This is a genomic window from Streptomyces griseiscabiei, from assembly GCF_020010925.1.
GTDB lineage: Bacteria > Actinomycetota > Actinomycetes > Streptomycetales > Streptomycetaceae > Streptomyces > Streptomyces griseiscabiei.
Genome location: NZ_JAGJBZ010000002.1, coordinates 114,185 through 138,833, shown reverse-complemented (window position 1 = coordinate 138,833; position 24,649 = coordinate 114,185). Strand labels below are relative to the sequence as shown.

Here is a 24,649-nt window from a genome sequence, read left to right as displayed (position 1 = left end):
ACTGGCAGAGCGTGAACAGAGTGGGAACTGACGTACGACTTACGGCTGGGCGCATGGTATGCGGGTGAGAGGCACCGGCGAAACGCCCCGACCCGTCTGACGCACCCTCACCGACCGTCACGGTCACCCCACCCGAACCGCACTAACCTTCCGTCCATGACCCCACTGCCGGATCGCTTCTGCCCGACGGACGGCACACGCGTCCCCGCCGCCTCGCTCGCCTGGTGCTGCCCGTCCTGCCGCGGCCCGCTGGATCTGGACTTCGCGCCCACACCGGCCACCCTCAAGTCCCTGGCCGGCCGGGTGAACTCGCTGTGGCGCTACGCGGAATGCCTCCCCCTGGCGGCGCCCACGGTCTCCCTGGGCGAGGGCCGGACCCCGCTGGTGGAGCTGAAGGACGGCATCCGGGCCAAGCTCGACTTCCTGATGCCGACGCTCTCCTTCAAGGACCGGGGCGCGGTGCTCCTGGCCGAGCTGGCCCTGCGGCTCGGTCCCCGGCAGGTGGTCGCCGACAGCAGCGGCAACGCGGGCACGGCGGTCGCCGCGTACTGCGCCCGGGCCGCGCTGCCCTGCACGGTGTACGTCCCGCTCGGCACCTCGGACAAGAAGCTGGAGCAGATCCGGGCGCACGGCGCGCAGCTCCATGTCGTCGACGGCGACCGCGAGGCCACGGCGGGCGCGGCCCGGGAGGCGGCGGACGCGGACGGCGTCTTCTACGCCTCGCACGTCTACAACCCCTACTTCCTGCACGGCACCAAGACCTACGTCCACGAACTGTGGGAGGACCTGGGCGGCCGGCTCCCCGAGGTGATCGTCGTCCCCGTCGGCAACGGCACCCTGCTGCTGGGCGCGGCCCTCGCCGTCGCCGAACTGCACGCGGCGGGCCTCATCGACCGCCGTCCCGCCCTCTGCGCGGTCCAGTCCGCCGCGGTGGCGCCCCTGGCCCACGCCTGGACCGAGGGCGCCGACGACCTGGTCGGGAACACCACCGTGGCACCCACCTTCGCCGAGGGCATCGCCATCCCCCGCCCGCCCCGGGCACGGCAGATCCTGCGCGCCGTCCGCGACTCCGGCGGCACCTTCCTCACCGTGACCGAGGACCAGATCCGCCACGCCCAACGCGACCTCGCCTCGCGCGGCCTGTACGTCGAGTCCACGGGCGTGGCCTGCTGGGCGGCCGTACGGGAAGGGGCGCTGGGGGCGCGCACGGCGGTGGTGCCACTGTGCGGCGCGGGGCTGAAGACGGGGCTGGCGGGGAACTGAGGGCGGCGGGCCCGGAAGCGCCCCGGGGCGGTCAGTACGCCGCGTACAGCATCAGCGCGAGGAACCCCGCGCCGACCGCCGTCAGCAGCATGCTGCTCCGCTTGTGCCCGACCCACAGCAGCAGCACCCCGGCGGCGACCGCCAGCACCCGGAACTCACCGTTGAACACGACGAGCACACCGAATATCGCCCATGCCACCCACATCGCGGTCCCCCTCCCCCGGCCTGAAGCACCTGCCGGTTGAAGGCTTCCCGCCGCCGGAGATCACCACCCCCCAAACCCCCACGTTCCCGACACGCGCACGACCGAGGGCCGGACCCCCGAGGGGTCCGGCCCTGGACAGCCGCGGACGTTCCTGGACGCCTAGACGTTGAACCTGAACGTTAACAGTAAGGCTCTCACCTGCGTAAACGGGGTTCTGAGAGATTCCAGTCAGCACAGAATCAGCACGGCCCCCCGAGGACCGTCTTCTACCTCGACGGCGTCGACCACCGAGCCCTTGGCCGGACGCTCGCACTTCGGCGGCCGGTCGCTGGCCAATGCCCGCTTGACCGTGTTCTTCGAGATGCCCAGATGCCTCGCGATCGCCCGGACCTGCATCTGCTCGGCCCGGTGCAGCCTGCGAATCTCCGCCCAGTCCTCCACGCAGATCACCCTCTCCCTCCTGACCTCAGATCAAGATCAGGTTCGGGCGAAGATCACCAAGTGGGTCACTGTCGGCCCTCCGTGGCCCTGGCACTGATAGTGATCCAGAACCAGGATTCGAGCGACGCCGAGAGGCGGGCGCGCCGGTATGACCGCCCGCTGCGCTGCTCCCTCGGCCGACGCGTCGTAGGCACGTGACACTGGTGCTCGCCTCGCGGCAGGCCCGGTCACCAGGTCATGGGCAGCTCATGGATGCCGTAGGTGGCCATGTCGTGCCGGAACGGCAGGTCTTCCAGAGCGCAGGCGAGCCGCATGCCGGGCAGCCGTCGGATCACCGCGGGAATGGCCTCCTGGAGTTCGACTCGGGCCAGTGCCTGGCCGACGCACTGGTGGGGTCCGTAACCGAAGCCGACATGGGGCACGGACGGGCGGTCGAAGTCGAGTTCGTCCGGGTTCGGGAAGACACTCTCGTCCCGGTTGGCCAGGGGGAGCGCCGCCACCACCATCTGGCCGGCCCGCACCGTGACGCCGCCCACCTCGACGTCCTCGGTGGCGATCCTGCCCAGTCCGAGCTGCGAGACGGTGTGATAGCGCAGCAACTCCTCGACGAGCAGGGGTATCCGCTCCGGGTGTTCGTGGACGACGGAGAACTTCTCCGGCTGCAGTGCATAACTCACCAAGGACAGCGAGATGGTGCTGGCCGTCGTGTCGTAGCCCCCGACGATGAGCATGAGGATCACGCCGATGGTCTCGTGGAAGGTGAGCTGCTTCTCCTGGTACGGGCCCGTCACCAGGCGCCGGATCAGGCTGTCCTCGGGCAGTTCGGAGGGGTCCTGGACGAGCCCGCCGATGTACTCGCCGAGTGTCCGGAACACCTCGGCACCTTCGTCCTCGCTCCCCACCGCCGAGACCACGCCCTTGACGCATCGGGTGAGCAACGCGCGGTCCTCGGCCGGAATCCCCAGCAGCCGGAAGACGGTCGCGGACGCGACCGGTACGGCGAAGGCCTCGAGCATGTCCTGGGGAGGCGCGGTCTCGGCGAGCCCGTCGAGCACACCCTGGACGATCTCGCGGATCGCGGGGCGCAGCAGCTCGATGTGCTTGGGCAGGAACTCGCGTGCGATGGTGCCTCGCAGGCGCCGGTGATCAGGATTGTCGGTGCGTACGAACGGCGGTGCCGCGGCCTGCGACTGGAGCGTCGGAGTGAGTTCGGTGAAGTTGGGTCGGCGCGAGTCCGAGCTGAACCGCCTGTCCTGCAGCACGGTCCGCACATCCTCATACCCGGAGAACACGTGCGCCGGCGTGCCGTTCCACAGACCGACCTTCGCCACCGGGCAGGACTTGGCCTCCGGGTAGATGTGATAGGGCTCCAACGGCGAGTTCGCCGGGTCGACCTGGGTGGCCGGAGATTCCATGGTGTCGTTTCCTTTCCAAGACCGCAGGCCTGGGCCGTGCGGCGTCGTGACGGCGTCTCGCGTCATACCGCCTGGTCGAAACTGAAGAAGCGGTCCGGGTCACAGGCCGCCTTGACCCGGGAGAGCCGGGCGGCGTTGTCGCGGTAGTACTCACGTCAGTCCTGCAGGTCCGGCTCGGTGAATCCGCCGTAGGTGCCGTGCGACGCGGTCGGCTGCCCAACAAGTACTGCGCGTCCAGGTGCCAGGACGCCGTCGCGGCCGGGTCGACGCGGCCATCACACGCTCGTGACCGCTGCGCCCGCCGTCCGTGAACACGCCGAGGACGGCGTCTACGACAGAACCGGCGACGGGTGCGGAATGGAGGTCACCCTTGATGGCGGCGGAGCCGACACGTGGCAGGCGCGCTCCTTCCCGGGTGCCCACCCGATGGCAGGCACGAACCCTCGTCGGCACCTACGCCGGACTCGCCGGGTTTCCGGAAGGTCTCCAGCATCGCGCCGAGACAGTCCGTCTCCGTCGTCCGGCGTTCGGCTGGGTGGGGCACCGACGTGCCCCACCCAGCCGGTCCAGCACCGCCCAAGCGCTTCGCCCGGCCCCGGCCGGCCTTCGGGACCACCACCGGAGCCGGTGCGGCGTCGGTGCCGTACGAGACCATCGGCAGGGACACCACGTCCTCGGAATCGGCGGTCGCCCAGCCGAGCCAGCCGTAAACGGCCCGGTTCTCGGCGACCCGTGGCCCCGCTCGATGTTATTGGCCGGGTCATTCACGGACGGACGCCGGGCGCATGTCCGTCCATTCCTTCTCGATGTACTCAAGGGCGCTTCCGCGGGGGCTCGGCCCGCTCACGGAACGCCACCCGGAGGGGATGTCGGCGAAATTCGGCCAGAGTGAGAACTGGCCTTCCTCGTTGCGGAGCACATGGAACTGCCCGTCATGGTCGTCGAAGGGTGAGGGCACGGTGAATTTCTCCTAGTCGGCAAAGAGGGCCCGGCACCGGGAATTGACGGTGCTTTCGGTGGCTTTCGCGATGATTCGGGGTCGGACGGCTACGGCCGTGGTGAGAAGGCCCGCCGTTCCGGCTCGGTGAGGATGTCCAGGGTGTGAAGGCGTGCGTCCGGGTCGCGGACCGCGGCGGACAGCAGCAGGAGATACCGCTCCAGGAGCAGTTCGACTGTCTCCTGGGAGAAGAGGTCCGAGCTGTACTCGGTACGGCCGGTGAGGCCCTGGGCGAGGCCGGCGCTGTCCCGGCTCTCGTCCCAGTTGAACATCAGATCGAAGCGGGCCGTTCCGGTGTTCGGGGGCGGTTCGGGGGTGAGGGTGACGGAGTCGGCCCGATGGCCGTCGCCGGGCGGTGCGTGCAGGACGAGGGCCGTCTGGTAGAGCGGGTGACGTGCCGGGTGGCGTGCCGGGTTGACGCGATCCACCACCTGGTCGAACGGGACCTCCTGGTGGGTGAAGGCGTCGAGGTCCACGGCCCGGGTCCGAGCGAGCAGGGTGCGGAACGTCGGGTCGCCCGAGGTGTCGACGCGAAGGACGACACTGTTGGCGAACAGCCCGACGAGGTCGTCCAGCGCGGGGTCCGTGCGCGCCGCGGCAGCGGTGCCGACGACGATGTCGGTGCCGCCGCCCAGCCGGGTCAGCAGTGCCGCGAGCGCGGCGTGCAGCACCATGAAGAGCGTCGCGCCCGTCTCCCGCGCGCAGTTGAGCAGTTCCTGATGGAGGGAGGCTTCGACGTGGGTGTGGACGGTGCCGCCACGATAGGTAGGTCTGGCCGGACGGCTCCGGTCGGCCGGCAGCCGCGTCTCGACCGGAAGACCGCGCAGCGTCCGCTCCCAGAAGGCGAGCTGGCGCCCGAAGCCGCTGCCGCGGTCCTGCGCCTCGGCTGCTTGCTCGTTGTGCCATACGGCGTAGTCGCGATAGTGAACCGGCAGCGGCTGCCACTGCGGGGCCCGCTGCCCCAGCCGCGCCCGGTAGGCGTGCGCCAGGTCCGCCGTCAGGGGGGCCAGCGACCAGGCGTCCACGGTGATGTGGTGCATCAGGAGCAGGAGCGTGTACCGGTCCTGTCCGTGCCGGAACAGGCGTGCGCGCAGGGGAAGGTCCGTCCTGAGCTCGAAGGGTTCCGCCGCGGCCCGCGCCAGGTGGCCGGCCAGACGGTCTTCGGCGGCGTCGGTCTCATGAAGGACCACCGCGGCGTCCTCGGGGGCGAGGACCCGTTGGCGGGGGCCGTCACCGTCATCGGGGAAGACGGTACGCAGGGGTTCGTGACGAGCCACGACGTCATCGAGTGCGGTCCGCAGCGCCCCGGTGTCCACCCGGCCCGTGATCCGCAGGCAGTACGGCACGTTGTAGATCCGGCTCGCGGGTCCGCCGAGTTGGTTGATGAACCACATGCCGTACTGGCTGTGCGAGAGCGGCACCGCCGCGTGGTTCTCGTCGCGGCAGAGCAACAGCGGGCGGAGCCTGCTCGCCGGAGCGGTACGCCCGGCCAGGCCCTCGACGGTCGGTGTCTCGAAGATCCAGGCGATCGGAACATCGACTTCGAGGTGTTTCGCGATACGGCCGACGAGGCGCGTGGCCAGTAGCGAGTTGCCGCCCAGGGCGAAGAAGTCGGCGTCCCTCGGCACCCCGGGCAGGCCGAGCACATCGGCGAAGAGATTGGCGAGGATCTCCTCGCGCGGAGTGCGGGGCGCCTGCCCGTCAGCCCGCGGGAACAGGGCGGGACGGGGCAGCGCCGTGCGGTCGAGCTTGCCGTTGACGGTGAGGGGGAGCGACGCGATGCGTACCACGGCGCTGGGCCGCAGGTACGCGGGGAGCCTGGCGGCCAGATAGCCGGGGAGCTTGCCCATCAGGGCGTTGCCGGTCCGGTGCGTGGTCGGCTGGTTGGCGTGGTCACCGGGCGACGTCCTGCCGCTGTCGGCGGACTCCGCCAGCGGGACGGCGCCCGGTTCACCGCCCACGGGTGTGAAACAGGCGTCCAGTCGCGTGGGGTCCTGCGCCGACCACGTGAGGTGGACCTCGCAGCCGGCGCCCCCGCCCAGGGCGTGCAGTTCCTCGGGGTCGATCCCTGCCGCCGGTTCTTGCAGCAACCGCAACGGCTCGTCGAGCGACCGGGCCGTGGTCAGCGCCGTCGCGGCCGATGCCTCACCGAGGATCCGGCTGTTCGGCACGCCGCGCAGCAGCAGCGACGTGCGGGTGCGGGCCAGCAGGCCGGACAACTCCTGCAGTCCGCTGACATCCGTGCCCCAGGTCAGTGTCTGCGCGTCCGGCGCAGCGGTACCGGTTTCCACCGGCTCCTTGATGAGCACCGCGTCGTACCGGTAGCGGGTCAGTTCGTTGTGGTGCGTGCCGCGCTGCACCGCTGTGCGTACCCCGCGGAGCTGCGGGATCCACCGGGGTACCGCGGCGAAGAACGCGGGGTCGAGGAGCAACTCCTTCTCATCCACCAGGTCCTGCTCGACCGCCGCGCGGACGGCGGAGGCAGAGGCTTCCCGCCGGGTGGCGGAGCGCAGCCGGACGGCGCTGCGCAGCGGGCGCAGCAGACGCAGGTGCCGGATGTCGCCGACGAACACCCGGCCGCCCGGCGCCAGCAGGCGTGCCGCCTCGCGCAGGACGCTCACCAGGTAGTCGGCCGACGGAAAGTACTGGATCACCGAGTTGAGGACAACGGTGTCGAAGTACCCCTCGGGGAGGCCGGGGAGGTCGTGTGCGGGACCGTGCAGCAGGTGGACCTTCTCCCGCAGCACCGGGTCGACGTCCACCTTCTTGCCGAGTGTCTCGATCACCTCGGCGGAGAAGTCGGTGGCCCAGTACGCCTCGCAGTCACCGGCGAGGCGGGACAGCAGCAGCCCGGTGCCCACGCCGATCTCCAGTACCCGGCGCGGTCGCAGGGCACGGATGCTGTCGACCGTGGCGTCCCGCCAGGCTTGCATCTGAGGCACGGGAATGGGCTCGCCGTCGTAGGTGCTGTTCCAGCCGCTGAAGTCCTCCCCCAGGGGGAGCGCTCCCACTGCGCTGTAGACCTCGTCGTAGAGCCGTTGCCATTCCTCGACGTGCTCCGAGGTGGTGTCGTCGGCCTGCCGCACGGCCGGGTGGTCCGGCACGACATAGGCGACGAGCCTCTGGTCTCCCGGAGTGTCCTCCCGGACCACCACCGCGGCCTGCGCGACCTCGGGATGGTCGCGCAGCACGGCTTCGACCTCGCCGGGCTCCACTCGGAAACCCCGTATCTTCGCCTGGTCGTCGACCCGGCCCACGAACTCCAGTTGCCCGTCGTCACGCACCCTCACCCGGTCGCCGGTCCGGTACATCCGCTCGCCCGGCGTCCCGAAGGGGTCGGCCACGAACCGCTCGGCGGTCAGCGCGGGCCGCCCCAGGTACCCGCGGGCCAGCCCCGCTCCGGCGATGTGGATCTCTCCGACCGCTCCCGGCGGTACCGGCCGGAGCCGCTCGTCGAGGACGTGGATGCGGGTGTCCGAGAGCGGACGGCCGATGGGCGGGATGCCTGCCCCGGCCAACGGTCCGCTCATGGTCGCGGAGACGGTCGATTCGGTCGGTCCGTACGCGTTCACCAGCAGCCGGCCCGGCGACCAGCGGCGCACCAGCTCGCTGTTGCAGGCCTCGCCCACATTGACGACGGTGGCCCCGGCGGGCAGAGCGCCGTCCGGCAGGGCGGCGAGCGTGGAGGCCGGCAGGGTGAAGTGGGTGATGCCCTCCTCGGCGGCGAGCGCACTGAACTCCGGTCCGGGCAGGAGCCGTTCACGCGGTGCGACCACCAGCGTGGCGCCAGTGAGCAAGGCCATCGACACGTCCCAGAAGGCGCCGTCGAAACTCGGCGAGGAAAAGAGCAGCAACCGGCTGGACGGCCCGATCCCCAGGTCCCGCGCATGGCTGCCCACCAGGCTGGCGATGCCGTGGTGGGTGAGGACCACTCCTTTGGGAGTACCGGTGGAACCCGAGGTGTAGATGACATAGGCCGGATGCCGGGTCCGGAGCGGGGCGCCGCGTTCGTCGTCCGCCACATCCGCCGCGGAGCAGTCGGCCAGGGTCCGTACGACGGCCGGGTCGTCCAGCACCACCGTGCGGGAGGCCGCCTCGGCCGGCAGCTCGGGCTCGATGTCACTCCTGGTCAGCACCAGCATGGGAGCGGCGTCGGCGAGCATGAACGCCAGCCGCTGCGGAGGATAGTCCGGATCCATCGGGAAGTAGCCGGCGCCCGATTTCAGTACGGCCGCCACGGCCACCACGAAGTCGGTCGAGCGCGGCAGGGCGAGACCGACCAGGCTCTCCGGGCCGGCGCCACGTGCGATGAGCAACCTGGCGAGGCGGTTGGCCCGCCGGTTCAGTTCGGCGTAACTCAGCCGCTCGCTCGCGGAGTTGATCGCGGTGGATTCGGGGGCGGCGTCGACACGGGCTTCGAAGAGCCGTCCCCATAGGCCGGGGGTGAACTCGGGGCCGGCCTGGGCCCCGGCGGGCGAGGCCGTGGTGCGGCTTCGCCCCGGCGGCAGCATGGACATCGAGTGGACCTCACAGATGATGGGATCGGACGGGCTGGCCCTGGGAGTCACTGCAGTGGGAGGTCCTGGACGCGGAGATCGGGATCCTTCAACAACAGGGACAGCACGACTTCGTACTGCTGGGCGAGCCGGACGACCGTGTCGTCGCGCAGCAGCCCGCTCTGGTACTGGATGTGGCTGCGCAGCGTCCCGCCGTCCGCGGCGGAGGCCAGATGCTCCACGGTCCACAGCACCGGATAGCGGGCGGATTCGCTCGCCGGCCGTGGGCCGGGACTGATGGTGAGGCCCGGCAGGTCGGCCGGCGGAGCTGCGACCGTGCGCAGGACGAGTGACACCTGGGGCGGTGGCACGTCGGCCAGGCGCTCGAAGAGCAGGTCCTGGTGGGCATAGGCACCGAGATCGGTCACGCGGACCCGGTCCAGCAGTTCGCGGAAGGTGGGGTTGCCCGACGTGTCGGTGCGCAGCGCCAAGGTGTTGGCGAAGAGGCCCACCAGCGGTTCGAACTGGGTGTCGGTCCGGCCGGCCACCGCGGTCACGACGGTGACGTCCCCTCCTGCTCCCCTGCGGGCGAGCAGTGCGACGAGCGCGGCGTGCAGGATCATGAAGACGGTGACACCGTGCTCACGGGCCGCGGCTGTCAGCACCCGGTGGCCGCCGACTTCGAGCGGAAGATCGAGGGACCTGCCGGCAAAGTCCTGCTGGGCCGGCGCCGGGCTGTCGGTCTCCAGGACCGGCCTGTCGTCGGCACCGTGCAGCGTCTTCCTCCAGTACTCCGCCTGGCGCAGCGCGACGTCGCTCGGGTCGTCCGTGGCGCCGAGCAGCCGGCGCTGCCAGGCGACGTAGTCGAGGTAGCCGAAGGACAGCGGCTCCCACTGTGGTGCGCGCCCCTCGGTCCGGGCGCGGTAGGCGCGGACCAGGTCCTCCAGCAGGGGGCCGAAGGACCAGCCGTCGGCGGCGATGTGATGCATGACCAGCAGCAGTACGGACTCGTCCGGGCCGAGCGTGAACAGTACGGCCCGCAGCGGGATCTCGGTCTCGAGGTCGAAGTGGCGGCGGGCGGCGTGCGCGAGATCCTCGGACAGCCGCTCGGGCGTGGTCCTGGTCTCCGTCCATGGGATGTCGTCCGCGGTGGCTTCCGTGATCACCGCACACGGACCGCTGCCGTCGTCCTGGACGAGCGTGCGCAGCGGAACGTGCCGGGTGACGACATCGGCGAGGGCGGCGCGCAGTGCCTCGGCGTCGACGGCACCGGTCAGCCGCTGCGACAGCGGCACGTTGAACATGTCGCGACACAGGCTTCGGCGGTACTCGTGCCACATCTGCATCTGCTGGGCCGACAACGGCGCCGTGCTGCCGGAGGCGTACTCGCTCGGCACGGGCAGCGGCCTGGCCTCGTCCCCCGCGTCGAAGCGGGCGGCGAGCGCGCCGACGGTGGGCGACTCGAACAGCCACGACAGCGGCATCTCGGTGTTCAGGCGCCGCCGGACCTCGGCGGCGAGTCGGGTGGCCAGCAGGGAGTTGCCGCCGACGGCGAAGAAGTCGCTGTCGGCTGTGACGTCGGCTGTCGCGAGTACGTCGGCGAAGATCGCCGCCAGTACCTCCTCGCGGGCGGTCCTGGGCGGACGTCCCGAGGCATGGGCGGCGCGCCGCGGCCGGGGCAGGGCGCCGCGGTCGAGCTTTCCGTTCACCGTGACCGGCAGCCTGTCGAGCGGGACGAAGACCTCCGGGACCATGAAGGCCGGCAGCTTCGCCGCGACCTGCCCGGGAAGAGAGGCCATCGTCTGGGAGTCGGGGCGGGCGAACGCCGGCCTGTTGGTGAACCGGGCCGGGGAGAAACCGTCCGGCTCCGCGTCGGTCCGGGGGGCGGGACGCGGCACGAGCGCTCCGGCGCGTGTGAAGGAAGCGTCGATCAGGGCGTCGTCCTCGGACGACCAGGTGCAGTCGACCCGGTAGCCCAGTTCCGCGCCCAGCCGGCGCAGGTCCTCCGGTGCCACGCCCGCCGGAGCCTGCCCCAGGGACAGCACCTCGTGCAGGGGGCGCCGGTCGAACAGCGCGAGTGTCGCGGCATGCTCGCCGGCCACCCGGCCGTTGGGGATCCCGGTGACGCACAACCGCTCCGGTTTCCCACGACGCAGCCGATCGGCGACGTCGGCCAGGCTCGCCATCTCGCCGTCCCACCGCAGTCGCACGACCGGCCCCGCGTCGTCCGTGGGCCCGGTGTCATCGGCAGGCCCGGCATGCTTGCGCAGCACCACCTCGTAGCGATAGCGGCTGAGTTCGTTGTCGTACCCGCCCCGTTTGAGCGTGCACGACTCCAGCGTCATGCCGGGCAGCGCGCCGACGGCCGTCGTGAAGAACTCCGGGTCCACGAGCAGTTCCTTCTCCTGCGCCATGGCCCGGTCGATCGCCGCGCAGACCGTCTGCGGAGTGTCGGTGTGCGTGGCCGCCGCCAGCAGCCCCCCGGCGTGGAAGGTGCGCAGCAGACGAAGGTTACGGACGTCGCCGAGGAACACCGCGCCCCCGGGTACCAGGAGCCGGGACACCTCGCGCAGTAGGTCGAACAGGTAATCGCCTGAGGGAAAGTACTGGATCACGGAGTTGAGCACGACGGTGTCGAAGCCGCCGCTGGGCAGACTCCCCAGCTCATGGGCGGAGAGCTGATGCAGGACGACCCGGTCCGCGAGGCCGGGGCGCTCGGCGACCTGCCCGCGCAGCCGCTCGATCAGGGCCCCGGAGATGTCGGTGCCCCAGTAGCTTTCGCAGTCACCCGCCAGCTGCGAGAGCAGCAGACCGGAACCGCAGCCGATCTCCAGTACGCGGCGCGGAGCCAGTTCGCGGATCTGCCGCACGGTCTGCTCACGCCATTCGCGCATCCCCTCGATCGGCCGCCCGCCATAACTGCTCACCCAGCCGGAGAAGTCCTCGCCGAAGTCGGCGGTGTCGGCTCGGCCGTACAGATCGTCGTAGAGCCGTCGCCAGGCATCGAGTTGACCGTCCGGTTCCTCGCCGGCCGCCTCGTCGGCGGCCGCGTTCTCGGGTATGACGTAGGCGGCGAGGTATGGCTCTCCGGGCCGGTCCTCACGCAGGACGACGGCGGCCTGCCGGACCCCGCGGCACCCGGCGATGACGGATTCGATCTCGCCCGGCTCGATACGGAAGCCGCGTACCTTGACCTGGTCGTCCGCCCTGCCGACGAACTCCAGGTCTCCTGAACGGGTCCAGCGGCCGAGGTCACCGCTGCGGTACATACGGCTGCCGGCCGGGCCGAAGGGGTCCGCCACGAACCGCTGCGCGGTCAGACCCGGCCGCTCGAGGTACCCGCGTGCCAGGCTGTGCCCCGCGATGTAGATCTCGCCGACCGCTCCCGGCACAACCGGTGCGAGGCGGTCGTCGAGGACATGGATCCGGGTGCCGTCCACCGCCCGGCCGACCGGCGGCGCCACGTCGTCGGCCAGCGGATCGCTCATGGTGGCGCAGACGGTGGACTCCGTCGGGCCGTAGGCGTTCACCATCGTCCGGTGCGGGCGCCAGCGCTGCACGAGAGCCGCCGGGCACGCTTCGCCCGCGACGACCAGCGTCACGCTCGGAGGCAGCATGTCGGGGCCCAGCGCACCCGCGACCGAGGGCGGGAGAGTGACATGAGTGACTCCGTGGTCCGCGATCAACGCGGCCAGTTCGGCGTCGGGCAGCAGCCGCCCCGGCCTGCCGACCACGAGCGCGGCCCCGGCCAGCAGCGCCATCGACATCTCCCAGAAACTGGCGTCGAAACTCGGGGACGAGAAGGCGAGCACGCGTGAGGCGCCGGTGACGGCGAGGCGACGACGCTGGGTCGCGATCAGGCTCGCGACGCCTTGGTGGGTGACGACGACTCCCTTGGGGATCCCCGTGGAGCCGGAGGTGTAGATGATGTAGGCGGGACTCGCGGGGCGCAGTGGCTCCAAACGTTCCCCGTCCTCCATGTCGTGGTCCGGCAGACGGCGCAGTACGTCCTCGGTGGCCTCGTCGTCCAGTACCACGAGGCTGCCGGTGGGCAGCTGGCCCAGAAGGTCGCCCCGGACGTCCGACGTCGTCACCAGCACCACGGGTGCTGCGTCCCGGGCCATGAAGGACAGTCGCTCCACGGGGTAGTTCGGATCCAGCGGCAGGTACGCGGCCCCGCACTTGAGCACGGCCGTCGCGCACAGGAAGAAGTCCGCGGACCTGCCCAGCACCAGCCCGACCGACCGCTCCGGCCCGGCGCCGAGGTACTTCAGCCACCGGGCGAGCCGGTTCGCACGGGCATTGAACTGCGCGTACGTGAGCGCCGTGTCCCCGGCGACGAGCGCGATGGCGTCAGGTGTGTCGGCCACCCGCGCTTCGAGGAGACTCGGCCACGTCGTGGCGAGCGCTCCCTCCGGGAGATCTTCACCGGTCAGGTGCGACACAGGTATCCGTTCCTCTCTGTCGTCGAGCCGCCCGTGGGCGCGCTCAAGCCGATGGCATGGAAAGCGGAAGCAGGGGAGGGGAAAGACGTCGGGCCTACGTGGGGCCGAGTGGCGCCAGGAGTGGTGAGCGACGACGGTTCGGGGGGCCACGGGGTACGGGTGCCGGCTTCTCCTACGAGAACCCGAGCCACCGCGTGCGGCCGACGGGCCGCCGGATCGAGAAGCGGTTGCAGGAGAACCGTTCTCAGAATGTCTTGTCCGTCCCGATGAAGCAGGTGTCGTAGCACCGGGAATCCCCCTGTGAATGGTTCTCGCACGTTGGAACATAAGCATCATGGGGTTGTTTCCGCGGCGCAGTCTTGTCGGTCAGTGACCGCGTCGTTGCCTCTGGACGCCAGGCTTCCGTTTGCAGCGGGAGCTACTGCGAGGAGGCCACGTGCCGACGATCCAGCGGGGTCGGGCAACGGTGAGGTGGTGATCCGCGCCCGGGGTCCTGCAGCCCCCGCCACCTCGCAAAATTTCGACAAACAAATTCGACACAGGAAGACCAGACTTCCGCGACCGGAGGAAAGCGCAGGGAGCTGCCTGTGACTTCCCGCATCGGCAGCGCTCGCGCTCGACGACTCCGTCCGTCCGGCGGGCCGTCGCCTCAGTCAACCACCCCGGCGTAGCGAGTGAGTGCAGTTGAGCGGATAGCTGGTGAGGTAAACCCAACGGGCGAGTTCGATGAACGCACGTACGGCTGCGCCGACAATCCCGCAGGTGGCTTGCGCACCGCCCGCCAAGACAATGCTCCTGTGTGCGCACCCTCAGGAGCCAACACACAACTCCGGTCAATCAGTAGGTACTTGACTGGACTGCCACCCGCAGGGCACTGTCAATAAGCGGGAGCGCTCCCACAGCGCTCTCTTGTACAGCGCAGCACCTCCTGATGAGCAGTGACGGACTCGCACGGACTCAGTAAGCGAAGACGCGCACGGCCCCTTCCCCTTACGGCCGTTCGTGGCCTCGTGATGAGTGAGGAAAACCTGATGGACAAATTTGCCTCGGACAGACCTGGAAACCCGATCGCGGCGACGGAGTTTCTCTCTCCGCACTGTTTCCGGAGGCGCTGGCCACGGCATGGAGAAACGGGGCGCGACCGTTACGGCCACCCTGGCCCGGGCGGCGGCATGCCGTGCGAGCGAGGCTCGCTCGGGCGTCGCCACGGACTCCGGCGCAGGAGCGTTTATGCGGTGCGATGCAGTGACCCGGGTGACTGCCTGACGCCAGCCGGCGGAGACGGCTGGCCACAGGCCTGTCAGATCGCACCTCCCCTCGGTCGACGCAGCGGGTGAGCAAGTCACCCAACGTGGATCCGAGGGTCCACGCACCCACGATGGAGACGTCCGCAGCGGAATGTCAGCACACCTGACCCGTCTGCGGCGCGCGAGGAGCATCGATCGCACCCGCGGGTTGTGACCAGGATTCTCCCGCCTCCGGCGCCAGACCCGATTGACCTGGTAGTTGAAATTTCAATCAAACTAAGCGGGTGAACGACTGGGTTCGTTCCTTGCGGAGGATCTCGCCGTGGCCTGTTCTGAACTGTTTGTCGCGCTCGGAGCCGAGAAGGGGGAAGCATCTTGCTTCACTCGATTTCCGGCCGACGCGCCGAGCGCAAGGTACTGCCTTTTGTCGAGCTCAGGCATGCAGATAAAATCTTTCAAGGCCGGCGGGGTCAAGGTGACGATCATAGATTCCGGTCCAGCCGTCATCGAGTTCGAGGCAATCAACTCGGAGGCGGCCTTGACGCCGCAGAGAACAGTCATATGCGTACTGTCAGGAATGGCGTTCATCGCTGGTACCGGAAACGGTACGGAGATCGACGCGGGGACGCTGGTTATGACGGACGGCGACGTTCCCTTTTCGATGAATGTGCCCGTTGCTTCGCGACTCCTCGTACTGCGTTTCGCCGACGAAGCGAAGGATGGACTCCCGGTGTCGCCTCGGGGGACTTTTATCGTGACGGATGCTGCCAAGGGTCCCGGATCCGGATTTCTTTTTTCGTTCTTGAATACCCTGGCTGTGGAGATGATGAAAACCGATGGGATTCTGTCCTCGTATATGGAGGAGGTCGTGCGCATCCTGGCGATCTCCGCGACGCGAATCGCATATGCCGAGCTCGGAAAGCATTACTCTGGGGGATGCGATCCACTTCTGATCGCGGTTCAGGAGTCGATCGACCGGCAGTTGGCCGACCCCGAGATCAGCCCGGCGACCCTCGCGGCCGAACACAACATATCGGTGCGTCAGTTACATCGAGTTTTCGGACCGATCGGGGAAAGCGTCATGAGCTATGTCAAACGCCGTCGCCTGGAGCGTTTCGCATGCGATCTGAGGGATCCGAGCCTGGGGCACCGGAAGATCAATGAGCTGGCGGCGGACTGGGGGATGCTGGATGCCGCGATGCTGAGCAGACACTTCCGCTGCGCCTACGGAATGTCGCCCCGCGATTACCGGAAGCAGCACTGTTTCACCTGAAACGGCGAGGGCATGACGGCGGCAGGGACGACGTGTCGCCCACGGTTCGGCACGGGGTTCCCGGCGCCACCCCGGCCCGAGAAAGGACCAGGGCCCCGAAACGTGGTCGTGGACGAGCCGAGTCAGCACGGTCCCGGCACGGGAGGCCTGCCCCCGCACCATGCAGCTCAGACGCCACCACACGACACACCTCGGTCACTCCACCGGGCCGAAGGGGAGCGTCCTGGTCACCGGAGTGCCGACGCCGCACCTCCTCGCGTGCGCTCTTCGGTCGCCCACCCGGGACGTGCCCGCACTGCGCGAAGCATCGGACACCGTGGACGCCTCCACCGGCACGCACGCAACTTACGAGCACTCCTGGCCAGGTGATGTGACTTGCACCTCGGGCTGAAGCCGGAGGGTTCCCGCCTTCTCGATCGTTGCTGTGCCACTACGCGGCCCGGGGCTAGGCGGCACGGATCGATGGCCCTGGGCACAGCCGTCATGCAGCTCATGCACTGCCGACCGCCTGCGGGCCGGTCGCGAACTCCCGCCACATCACACAGCCTTCGGTGTCCCACGTTGCGGGGCTGCGCGGTCAGTAGGGCGTAACTGCGACTCGGTCAGGGGATCCCCATGGATCCGCATCTCGACTGCTACGGCAACTCCCTCGCGGCCTGGAGCAGGTCTGGGAGGTCGGTGTGAACCGGCCGATCCTGACCAGGGTGCGGCCGTACCGTTCCGCTTTGTACTCCAGCATGCTGAGGAACGATGGCCACCCGGCGTCGTGCACGGACTTGGTCAGCTTCGTGCGGGCCAGTCCCGCCACCGACAGGTCCTCCACGGCGATCCCTTGGTCATCACCCGGCAGCCGGCCGGCGCCTACCAGGTGGGCCGGTTCGGCGGAGCCGGAGGGCCTGGCCCGGCCGGATACACACGGTGAGTGCCTTCGGTGCCAGGTCTCAGGCCGGAAGGTTCCGGCGGTCGCGTCCGGAACACCTCGTCCGCGACCGCCGGCCTGTGCAGGGCGACCAGCGGCGACTTCCCCGGCGGCGGGCCGGGCAGAAGGGCGGAACGAGCCACGACGGCACGGACCAACTCGACCCAGGAGAGCCCGGTCTGCGGGTCGGCCGGGGAAAGTGCGGCCGGACTGCGGCTTGCGTGTTCCCAGGCTGAGCCGGTCCATCGACATCCGGCGTCTCAGACGCTACGTCACCCGTGAGATATACGGTCAGATGCAACCGCCACCTTCCTCGCCGCCTCGTCTTCTGCCGCCTGCCGCAACATCGGGGCATCCTGAACGTTCATCTCGCTTATGGAATGCGGCAGTTCATCGCCCGGCAGGACTGGCCGACCCGCTACCGGCTGGTCTCCTACGCACCCGGCCTCAACCCGGCGGAAGGCTTCTGGTCGCCGCTGCGGTCCCGCACCGCTTTCACCACTCTCCGAGCACCTCAGCCGGACCATCGAAACGGAATGAGGAAATCCGGTATGTTTCCCACTCATCGACGGATGCCTCGCCGGAACCGGTCCGTCCCTCACGCCAACGACCTCACAAGCTCAGTCGCTGTCAGGACGAGGGAAAACCTCCAATTCCCTCCCGGCTTTACCGGGATATGACAAGGCGCCTCGTGGTGCGGCAGCTTTCGTCGGCACCTCGCGCCATGCGCAGGTCCCCTGTCCGCGAAGGTATCGAAAGGTGCATAGCGGAACTGGCATCCAACAGCTAAGGATCAGTCACCGATCGACAAGATTTCGTCGGGGATGCCTATCCATGATGAAGGTGTGCCGGCGCACGATCTTCAAGAGAGAGGAATTCCGGTGCCACGGCGCCTCCGTCACCAGGACAGGCAACACATGTGAGCGTGGTTCTCCTGTGGGCCGCTTCTTGATCCAGCAGCCCCGTTGCTCGCACGCAGTAGCTCAGGTCCTCGTCGGAGAAGCCGATCTCCGCGCCGAACGGCACCTGCGAATCACCGCCGCTCGCCACAGGATTCCTCCGCTCCGTGGCCGGGCTCGCCCCGTCGCCGGAGATCCCGCCCGGCGATGCCGCGCCGCCCGCCCTGTCAACACGTATGCGCCGCGACTGACAACCACGGGATCGAGGGCTCGCCTCCCATCCCGGAATTCCTGCCGCGATCCCCGGCTCCGCATCCCTTTTCGACTACCCCAAGGAAGCCCCTGTGACCGTCCCCTCGCCGCTCGCCGACCCGTCCATCGTGCCCGACCCCTACCCTGTCTACGCCGACCTGGCCCAGCGCCGCCCCGTCCACTGGGTCGAGCGCCTGAACGCCTGGGCGGTCTTGACGTACGCCGACTGCGCCGCCGGGCTGAAGGATCCCCGGCTCACCGCCGACCGGGGGACGGAAGTGCTGGCCGCGAAGTTCCCCGGACAGCCGCTGCCGCCGGACAACATCTTCCACCGCTGGACCAAGAACGTGGTGATGTACACGGACCCGCCGCTCCACGACGCGCTACGCCGGTCCGTCCGCGCAGGCTTCACCCGTGCCGCGCACCAGCACTACGACCAAGTCCTCCAGAAGGTCGCGCACGACCTGGTCGCTTCCATCCCGGCCGGTGCCACCGAGATCGACGCCGTCCCCGCCCTGGCTGCCGAACTCCCCGTACGCTCCGCCGTGCACGCCTTCGGGGTCCCCGAGGAGGACCTCGGATTCCTCATCCCGCGCGTGAATACGATCATGACGTACCACTCCGGTCCGAAGGATCAGCCGGTGACGCAGGAGATAATCCTGGAAAAGCTCACCGACCTGCACACGTACGCCTCCGAACTCCTCCAGGGCATGCGGGGCAAGGTCCTGCCGGACACCGTCATCGCCCGCCTGGCAGCCGCCCAGGACGGCCTGACCGAGACCACGCCGGAACAGACCGTGCACCAGCTGGCGCTGGTGTTCATCGCGTTGTTCGCGCCCACGACGCCGGGCTCTCTCAGCAGCGGCACGCTCGCGTTCGCCCGCAACCCGCGGCAGGTCGAACGCTTCCTGGCGGACCAGGCGTGCGTGGACAACACGGCGAACGAGGTCCTCCGCTACAACGCCTCGAACCAGTTCACCTGGCGCGTCGCGGCCAAGGACGTCGAGATGGGCGGCGTACGGATCGAGGCCGGGCAGACTCTCGCCCTGTTCCTGGGCTCGGCCAACCGGGACGCCAACATGTTCGAGCGACCGAACGACTTCGACCTCGACCGTCCCAACAGCGCTCGGCACCTGTCGTTCGGCCAAGGGGTGCACGCCTGTCTCGCCGCGCAGCTCATCTCCCTGCAGCTGAAGTGGTTCTACGTCGCCCTGCTGAACCGCTTCCCGGGCATCCGGACGGCGGGCGAGCCGATCTGGAACGAGAACCTCGAATTCCGCTCCCTTCGCTCCCTGCCGCTCAGCCTCCGCTGACGAGGTCAGCGCTCTACTCCCCTGCGAGGAATCGTGACCTCCGAAGTCGCTCTGGGCCCTTCCTTGCCCGCCCCGTCCCCGACAGCGTGCCCGGCACTGGGGCCCGATTCGTCCCTTGGCCCGGTCCCGTCGGCGGAACCGGCGACGCCGCAGTCCTGCGGCGTCGCCGATCCAAATGAGGCTGAGGAGTTCCTGCGCCAGTTCCACGCGGAGCAGTCCGATCAGCCCGTCCCGCTCGCCCGGCGCCTGGAGCAGGTCCGCGCCGCCATCGACGCCACGGGCACCTACCGGCACACCACCGCCGAGCTCGTGTACGGTGCCCGCGTCGCGTGGCGCAACTCCAGTCGCTGCATCGGCCGCCTGTACTGGAACAGCCTGCGCGTCCTGGACCGCCGGGACGCCACAGCCCCCGATGAGATCCACCGGCACTTGTGCACGCACCTGCGCCAGGCGACCAACGGCGGGCGCATCAGGCCGGTGATTTCGGTCTTCGCCCCGGACTCCCCCGGCCGGCCCGGCCCGCAGGTGTGGAACGAGCAGCTCATCCGGTACGCCGGCTACCGCCGCGACGACGGCACCGTGCTCGGTGACCCGCGCACCGCCGACCTCACCGAGGCCATCCTCCGCCTCGGCTGGCAGGGCTGCCCCCAAGGGCCGTTCGACGTCCTGCCCCTGGTCATCGACACCCCCGACGACAAACCCCGGTTCTTCGAGCTGCCGCGGGAGCTGGTCTTGGAGGTCCCTATCACCCACCCCGACGTCCCACGCCTGGCCGAACTGGGCCTGCGCTGGCACGCCGTACCCGTCATCTCCAACATGCGCCTACGCATCGGCGGGATGGACTACCCGCTCGCCCCGTTCAACGGCTGGTACATGGGCACGGAGATCGGCGCCCGCAACCTCGTCGACGAGGACCGCTACAACATGCTCCCCGCCGTCGCCGCCTGCCTCCAGCTGGACACCACCAGCGAGTCAACCCTGTGGCGCGACCGCGCCCTGGTCGAGCTCAACGTCGCCGTCCTGCACTCCTTCGAGGCCGCAGGTGTCCGGATCAGCGACCACCACGAGGAGTCCCGGCGCTTCCTCGCCCACCTGGCCAAGGAGGAACGCCAGGGCCGCACCGTATCCGCAGACTGGAGCTGGATCGTCCCCCCGCTCTCCGGCGGCATCACCCCCGTGTTCCACCGTTACTACGACAACGTCGACCAGCGCCCCAACTTCTACCCCCACCAGTGAAGTGATGAGGCGTCTACAACCCCGCCCCGCAGCATCTGCTCGACGGCCGCCAGTGCCGGCGGCTGTCGAACTCCTCCAGGAAGACGAGGTGGGAATGGCCGCAGGTGTGGCTGACGACGTCTCCCAAGGCCGGAGCCTGCGCGCCCTCACCGTGACTCGATTCGCTCTAGCAGCAGCTGGGCGGTCGCCAGCCAATCCCGTCGGCGTCGGCGTCGACGCTGGTCAGCTATGGCGCGCACTGCCTGACCAGATGCGAGTCACCGTAGCGGACCAGGGCAGATGGGCGGGCACCTGAATGCCGAACCCGGCGGCGTCGGACATGGCGCCCACTGGTCAAAGCGCAACGTCTGCAGCCTGATCGCGCTCACCAACTCCCGTACCGCCTGCAATCCACCACTCCCAGCGGCCAAGCAGCCAGCACATCGCCGGGGCCGTCAACATGACCACAGGGCGGTGCTGTCGCAGCGCGGCTTCGGCGACCGCCGCATCAATCGCGTAGGTGTGCCCGCGCAAGCCGGCATCCATCAACAGCTTCGAGGCCGCCCGCGCCTCCTCGTCGCCCACCGGGACTACGCGCAGTCCGGAAAGCACCCGGTTCAGGCAAGACATGTTCGTACGGGCGTGGACGGCCTCGATGATGGTGAGCGCGCTGATAACGACCTCCATGCCGCGCGAGCGGGCCTCGGCAACCAGAGCCACCACTTGCTCGTCGTCGGCGAGCAGCTTCGAAACCCCCCGCTGCCGAGGACCAGCGTCCCCTCGTGACTCAGCTTGCGGCGGGCCACTCGGCCTCCTCGGCGAACACCTCGTCGAAGACGTGCCGCGCCCGCTGCCGGGCTTGCTCGGAGCCCGGCTCCTTACGGTTCTCGTAGTCCGCCAGGTACTCGTCCAGCACCTGGCCGCGCAGCTCACGCTCGACCGCCGCGGCGATGTACGCGGAGAACTCCCGCTTGCCCACCCGCGCCCGGATCGCCTCGGCGGTCCCCTCCGGCAGCGACAGGTTTACCCGCGTCGCTGGCCCCTCCGCGATGCCGTACGTCGTCTCAGCCATGACCCCAAGCGTGTCAAACGAGTAGGAAAAGCGCTGCGGCCCGCGCCTGGGACTCGGCACCGGAGCCGACCGCCATCCCGGCACAACCGCAGCACGGTAGGGATGAGTAGGGGTGACGGCAGGTGACGACGGGTCAGGTTTCCTGGCACCATCCCAGCACGGAAAAAAACCAGGGGCCCGACCCCGAAGAGCCGAACCCCTATTGACCTGCATGTTTGCCAGATCAGTGACGTGGCGGTACGTCACCCGCTACACATTGAAGCGGAACTCGACGACGTCCCCGTCCTGCATCACGTACTCCTTGCCCTCCATGCGGGCCTTGCCCTTGGCGCGGGCCTCGGCGACCGAGCCGGTCTCGACCAGGTCGGCGAAGGAGATGACCTCGGCCTTGATGAAGCCCTTCTGGAAGTCGGTGTGGATGACACCGGCGGCCTCGGGGGCGGTGGCGCCCTTCTTGATGGTCCAGGCGCGGGATTCCTTGGGGCCGGCCGTGAGGTAGGTCTGCAGGCCCAGGGTGTCGAAGCCGACGCGGGCGAGGGTGGCGAGGCCCGGCTCCTCGGCGCCGACCGACTCCAGGAGCTCCATCGCGTCCGCCTCGTCCAGCTCGGCGAGGTCCTGCTCCAGCTTGGCGTTGAGGAAGATCGCCTCGGCGGGGGCGACCAGGGCACGCTGCTCGTTCTTGAAGTCCTCGTCGGTCAGCTCGTCCTCGTCGACGTTGAAGACGTAGAGGAACGGCTTGGTGGTGAGCAGGTGCAGGTCGTGGAGGAGCTCCTCGTTGCCGGAGCCCTGCACGATGCCCTGGGAGAAGAGGGTGTCGCCCTTCTCCAGGATCTCCTTGGCGGCCTCGACCGCGGCGACCTTCGGGGCGATGTCCTTCTTGATGCGCGACTCCTTCTGGAGGCGCGGCAGGACCTTCTCGATGGTCTGGAGGTCGGCGAGGATCAGCTCGGTGTTGATCGTCTCGATGTCGTCCTTGGGCGAGACCTTGCCGTCGACGTGGACGACGTTCTCGTCCTGGAAGGCGCGGATGACCTGGCAGATCGCGTCCGACTCACGGATGTTCGCGAGGAACTTGTTGCCGAGACCCTCGCCCTCGCTGGCGCCGCGCACGATGCCCGCGATGTCGACGAAGTCGACGGTCGCCGGGAGGATCTTCTGCGAGCTGAAGATCTCGGCCAGCTTCGTCAGGCGCTCGTCCGGGACGCCCACGACGCCGACGTTCGGCTCGATCGTGGCGAACGGGTAGTTGGCCGCCAGCACGTCGTTCTTGGTCAGGGCGTTGAACAGGGTCGACTTGCCGACGTTGGGCAGACCGACGATTCCGATCGTGAGCGACACGTTTGCGACTTCCCGTACGTAGGAGGGCCAGGCGGCCAGGGCCGGAGGGCCGACCGGTGACCCAGTTTACGGCGTGCCGACGCCCGGCCCGGCGACGTATCGAACGCTTGGCCAAGGTCCGCTCAACGGCGTGTCTTCACACCCATTCGGCACATTAACCGACCTAAGTTGGACGAGTGGATCAGCAGCAGAGCGCGTACCTCCCCCGCACCGGGCCGCGACGCGGCGTCCCACCCCTTCCTCCGCAGGCCGGAAGAGGGGGCCGGGTCCCCGGCGCGGGCGGGCCGCGTCGTGCTCCGGTCGCGCGCGGGCCCGTACCGCTGCCGGTCCGAGCCGTGCGGAGCGTCGCGCGGGCCGTGCGAAAGGTCACGCCGCCCGTGCGCCGGATGCCGAACCCGCGCCTCACCGGGCTGGGCTGCGGGTTGTTCAGCGGGGTGGCGATGTTCGTGCTCGCCGGCCTCGACCGGCTGCTGTTCGGCGCGTCCGCCGTTCTGTACGGGGTGCTGTTCCTGCTGGTCAGCGCGTTGAGCGCGGTGTGGGTGCGAGGCGGTGACCTGGCGAGCGCGCCCGTGGTCGTACCGATCGCCTTCGCCGTGGGTCTGCCGCTGCTCGCCGAGGGCGAGGGCGGACTCGGCGGGCATCTGATGGCCCTGGTCACCGCCCTCGCCATGCAGGCGGGCTGGCTCTACGGCGGCACCCTCGTGGCCGGTGTCATCGTGACCGTGCGCAAGCTCCGGCTGATGGCCCGCCGGGCGGGAGAGAGGGAGCGGGAAAGGGGCACGGACAGGGACAGGGACGGGGTGGAACCGGCGGGGCGGGTGCGGGTCGGGGGGCAGGTGCGGGGTGGGGCCGCCGGTGGCCGACCGCAGCACCCGGCCGAACGCCGGTCGGCCGGGTCCCGGGCGCCGAGGCCTCCGGCCCAGCCCCGCCGCACCGTGCCCCGGGGGTAGTCGGCGCACCCGGAGCGCGGCGCTCCGGGGTGGTCGGTGCGGTCCCCCGCGCGCTCAGGGCCCCGCCGGACTGACTAGCCGGCCTTCGCCGCCCTCATCGCCGCGCCCACGATGCCCGCGTTGTTCTGCAGCTGGGCGGGGACGATGTCCGCTCGGATGCCCTCGATGAGGTGCAGGAACTTGGCGGACTTGCGGCTGACGCCGCCGCCGATGATGAACAACTCGGGTGAGAAGAGCATCTCGACGTGGGCCAGGTACTTGGTGACGCGCTTGGCCCAGTGCTCCCAGGTCAGCTCGTGGTCCTCCTTGGCCTTGGTGGAGGCGCGGGTCTCGGCGTCGTGGCCGTGCAGCTCCAGGTGGCCCAGCTCCGTGTTCGGGACGAGGACGCCGTCGGAGAAGACGGCGCTGCCGATGCCCGTGCCGAAGGTGAGCAGGATGACCGTGCCCTGGCGGTCGCGTCCGGCGCCGAACTGGACCTCGGCGACGCCCGCCGCGTCCGCGTCGTTCACCACGGTCACCGGCATGCCGCCGAGCCGGTCGCTCAGGAGGGCGCGCGCGTCGGTGTCGATCCAGGACTTGTCGACGTTGGCCGCCGTACGGATCGTGGCACCGCCGGTGACCACGCCGGGGAAGGTGATGCCGACCGGGCCGGTCCAGCCGAAGTGGTCGACGACCTCCTTTACCCCGTCGGCGACCGAGTCCGGCGTCGCCGGGTGCGGGGTCAGCACCTTGTACCGCTCGTCCGCCAGGTCGCCCAGGTCCAGGTCCACGGGAGCGCCCTTGATCCCGGAACCACCGATGTCCACGCCGAAGATGTGCATGGCCCTACGTTACGTCGTACGACTGACAGTCACGTTGCCGAGGTGCCCGGCCGCCGCCGGGTGCCGCGATCCTCACGTGCCGCCACGC

Annotated in this window: 13 protein-coding genes and 4 pseudogenes; 5 read left to right on the top strand and 12 right to left on the bottom strand. The window is 69.4% G+C overall.

The window, feature by feature from the left end:
- Positions 1-156 precede the first annotated feature (156 nt).
- The gene (locus J8M51_RS18195; RefSeq protein WP_086751374.1) at positions 157-1,263 is read left to right on the top strand and encodes a threonine synthase; all 1,107 of its coding nucleotides are present in this window, start codon (positions 157-159) and stop codon (positions 1,261-1,263) included.
- Positions 1,264-1,294: 31 nt separating this feature from the next.
- On the opposite strand, the gene J8M51_RS18190 is transcribed toward J8M51_RS18195, so the two are convergent.
- The 7 genes and pseudogenes from J8M51_RS18190 to txtA form a co-directional block, all read right to left on the bottom strand.
- On the bottom strand, positions 1,295-1,468 hold the full coding sequence (locus J8M51_RS18190; RefSeq protein WP_179202838.1) for a hypothetical protein: 174 nt from the start codon (positions 1,466-1,468) through the stop codon (positions 1,295-1,297).
- 270 nt (positions 1,469-1,738) lie between these two features.
- Positions 1,739-1,918: pseudogene (locus J8M51_RS18185) on the bottom strand (helix-turn-helix domain-containing protein); the annotation flags it as partial.
- A gap of 218 nt (positions 1,919-2,136) precedes the next feature.
- Positions 2,137-3,324, bottom strand: coding sequence for a thaxtomin biosynthesis cytochrome P450 TxtC (gene txtC / locus J8M51_RS18180; protein WP_010350601.1), 1,188 nt, complete (start codon positions 3,322-3,324; stop codon positions 2,137-2,139).
- A gap of 62 nt (positions 3,325-3,386) precedes the next feature.
- Positions 3,387-3,464: pseudogene (locus J8M51_RS18175) on the bottom strand (BBE domain-containing protein); the annotation flags it as partial.
- A 620-nt stretch (positions 3,465-4,084) separates the two neighbouring features.
- Positions 4,085-4,282 carry a thaxtomin biosynthesis NRPS accessory protein TxtH gene (txtH, locus tag J8M51_RS18170; protein WP_010350602.1) on the bottom strand — a complete coding sequence of 66 codons (198 nt, stop codon included), beginning with the start codon at positions 4,280-4,282 and terminating at the stop codon, positions 4,085-4,087.
- An 89-nt stretch (positions 4,283-4,371) separates the two neighbouring features.
- Positions 4,372-8,838 (bottom strand): thaxtomin non-ribosomal peptide synthetase TxtB, encoded by a 4,467-nt coding sequence (gene txtB, locus J8M51_RS18165; protein WP_010350604.1) that lies wholly within the window; start codon positions 8,836-8,838, stop codon positions 4,372-4,374.
- A gap of 47 nt (positions 8,839-8,885) precedes the next feature.
- Positions 8,886-13,262, bottom strand: coding sequence for a thaxtomin non-ribosomal peptide synthetase TxtA (gene txtA, locus J8M51_RS18160; protein ID WP_010350605.1), 4,377 nt, complete (start codon positions 13,260-13,262; stop codon positions 8,886-8,888).
- Positions 13,263-14,831: 1,569 nt separating this feature from the next.
- Between txtA and txtR the strand changes: the two genes are divergently transcribed.
- The gene (gene txtR, locus J8M51_RS18155; protein WP_223786355.1) at positions 14,832-15,782 is read left to right on the top strand and encodes a cellobiose-binding transcriptional regulator TxtR; all 951 of its coding nucleotides are present in this window, start codon (positions 14,832-14,834) and stop codon (positions 15,780-15,782) included.
- 577 nt (positions 15,783-16,359) lie between these two features.
- Here txtR and J8M51_RS18150 read toward each other — a convergent pair.
- Positions 16,360-16,617, bottom strand: a pseudogene (locus J8M51_RS18150) (zinc ribbon domain-containing protein); the annotation flags it as partial.
- Positions 16,618-17,944: 1,327 nt separating this feature from the next.
- On the opposite strand from J8M51_RS18150, the gene txtE reads away from it, so the two are divergent.
- Positions 17,945-19,165, top strand: a complete 1,221-nt coding sequence (txtE, locus tag J8M51_RS18145; RefSeq protein WP_010352784.1) for a 4-nitrotryptophan synthase — start codon at positions 17,945-17,947, stop codon at positions 19,163-19,165.
- A gap of 63 nt (positions 19,166-19,228) precedes the next feature.
- Positions 19,229-20,401, top strand: coding sequence for a nitric oxide synthase oxygenase (locus J8M51_RS18140; RefSeq protein ID WP_013000941.1), 1,173 nt, complete (start codon positions 19,229-19,231; stop codon positions 20,399-20,401).
- Positions 20,402-20,734: 333 nt separating this feature from the next.
- On the opposite strand, the pseudogene J8M51_RS18135 reads toward J8M51_RS18140, so the two are convergent.
- From J8M51_RS18135 to ychF, 3 genes and pseudogenes are all read right to left on the bottom strand, one after another.
- Positions 20,735-21,186, bottom strand: a pseudogene (locus tag J8M51_RS18135) (hypothetical protein).
- Complete coding sequence (locus J8M51_RS18130) at positions 21,168-21,452, bottom strand: hypothetical protein (protein ID WP_010352781.1); 285 nt, start codon at positions 21,450-21,452, stop codon at positions 21,168-21,170. The pseudogene J8M51_RS18135 and the gene J8M51_RS18130 overlap by 19 nt, the downstream one beginning before the upstream one ends.
- A gap of 249 nt (positions 21,453-21,701) precedes the next feature.
- On the bottom strand, positions 21,702-22,790 hold the full coding sequence (gene ychF, locus J8M51_RS18125) for a redox-regulated ATPase YchF (protein WP_086751372.1): 1,089 nt from the start codon (positions 22,788-22,790) through the stop codon (positions 21,702-21,704).
- Between the two features lie 386 nt (positions 22,791-23,176).
- On the opposite strand from ychF, the gene J8M51_RS18120 reads away from it, so the two are divergent.
- On the top strand, positions 23,177-23,740 hold the full coding sequence (locus J8M51_RS18120) for a DUF6542 domain-containing protein (RefSeq protein WP_317852982.1): 564 nt from the start codon (positions 23,177-23,179) through the stop codon (positions 23,738-23,740).
- 74 nt (positions 23,741-23,814) lie between these two features.
- On the opposite strand, the gene ppgK is transcribed toward J8M51_RS18120, so the two are convergent.
- Positions 23,815-24,561, bottom strand: coding sequence for a polyphosphate--glucose phosphotransferase (gene ppgK / locus J8M51_RS18115; protein ID WP_086764407.1), 747 nt, complete (start codon positions 24,559-24,561; stop codon positions 23,815-23,817).
- Positions 24,562-24,649: the final 88 nt, after the last annotated feature.

What these genes read in the sequence shown, in the direction of transcription:
- txtC (WP_010350601.1), bottom strand. Translation starts at nt 3,324, where the DNA reads ATGGAATCTCCGGCCACCCAGGTCGACCCGGCGAACTCGCCGTTGGAG.
- J8M51_RS18120 (WP_317852982.1), top strand. Translation starts at nt 23,177, where the DNA reads ATGCCGAACCCGCGCCTCACCGGGCTGGGCTGCGGGTTGTTCAGCGGG.
- J8M51_RS18190 (WP_179202838.1), bottom strand. Translation starts at nt 1,468, where the DNA reads ATGTGGGTGGCATGGGCGATATTCGGTGTGCTCGTCGTGTTCAACGGT.
- J8M51_RS18195 (WP_086751374.1), top strand. Translation starts at nt 157, where the DNA reads ATGACCCCACTGCCGGATCGCTTCTGCCCGACGGACGGCACACGCGTC.
- ppgK (WP_086764407.1), bottom strand. Translation starts at nt 24,561, where the DNA reads ATGCACATCTTCGGCGTGGACATCGGTGGTTCCGGGATCAAGGGCGCT.
- J8M51_RS18130 (WP_010352781.1), bottom strand. Translation starts at nt 21,452, where the DNA reads ATGGCTGAGACGACGTACGGCATCGCGGAGGGGCCAGCGACGCGGGTA.
- txtB (WP_010350604.1), bottom strand. Translation starts at nt 8,838, where the DNA reads ATGTCCATGCTGCCGCCGGGGCGAAGCCGCACCACGGCCTCGCCCGCC.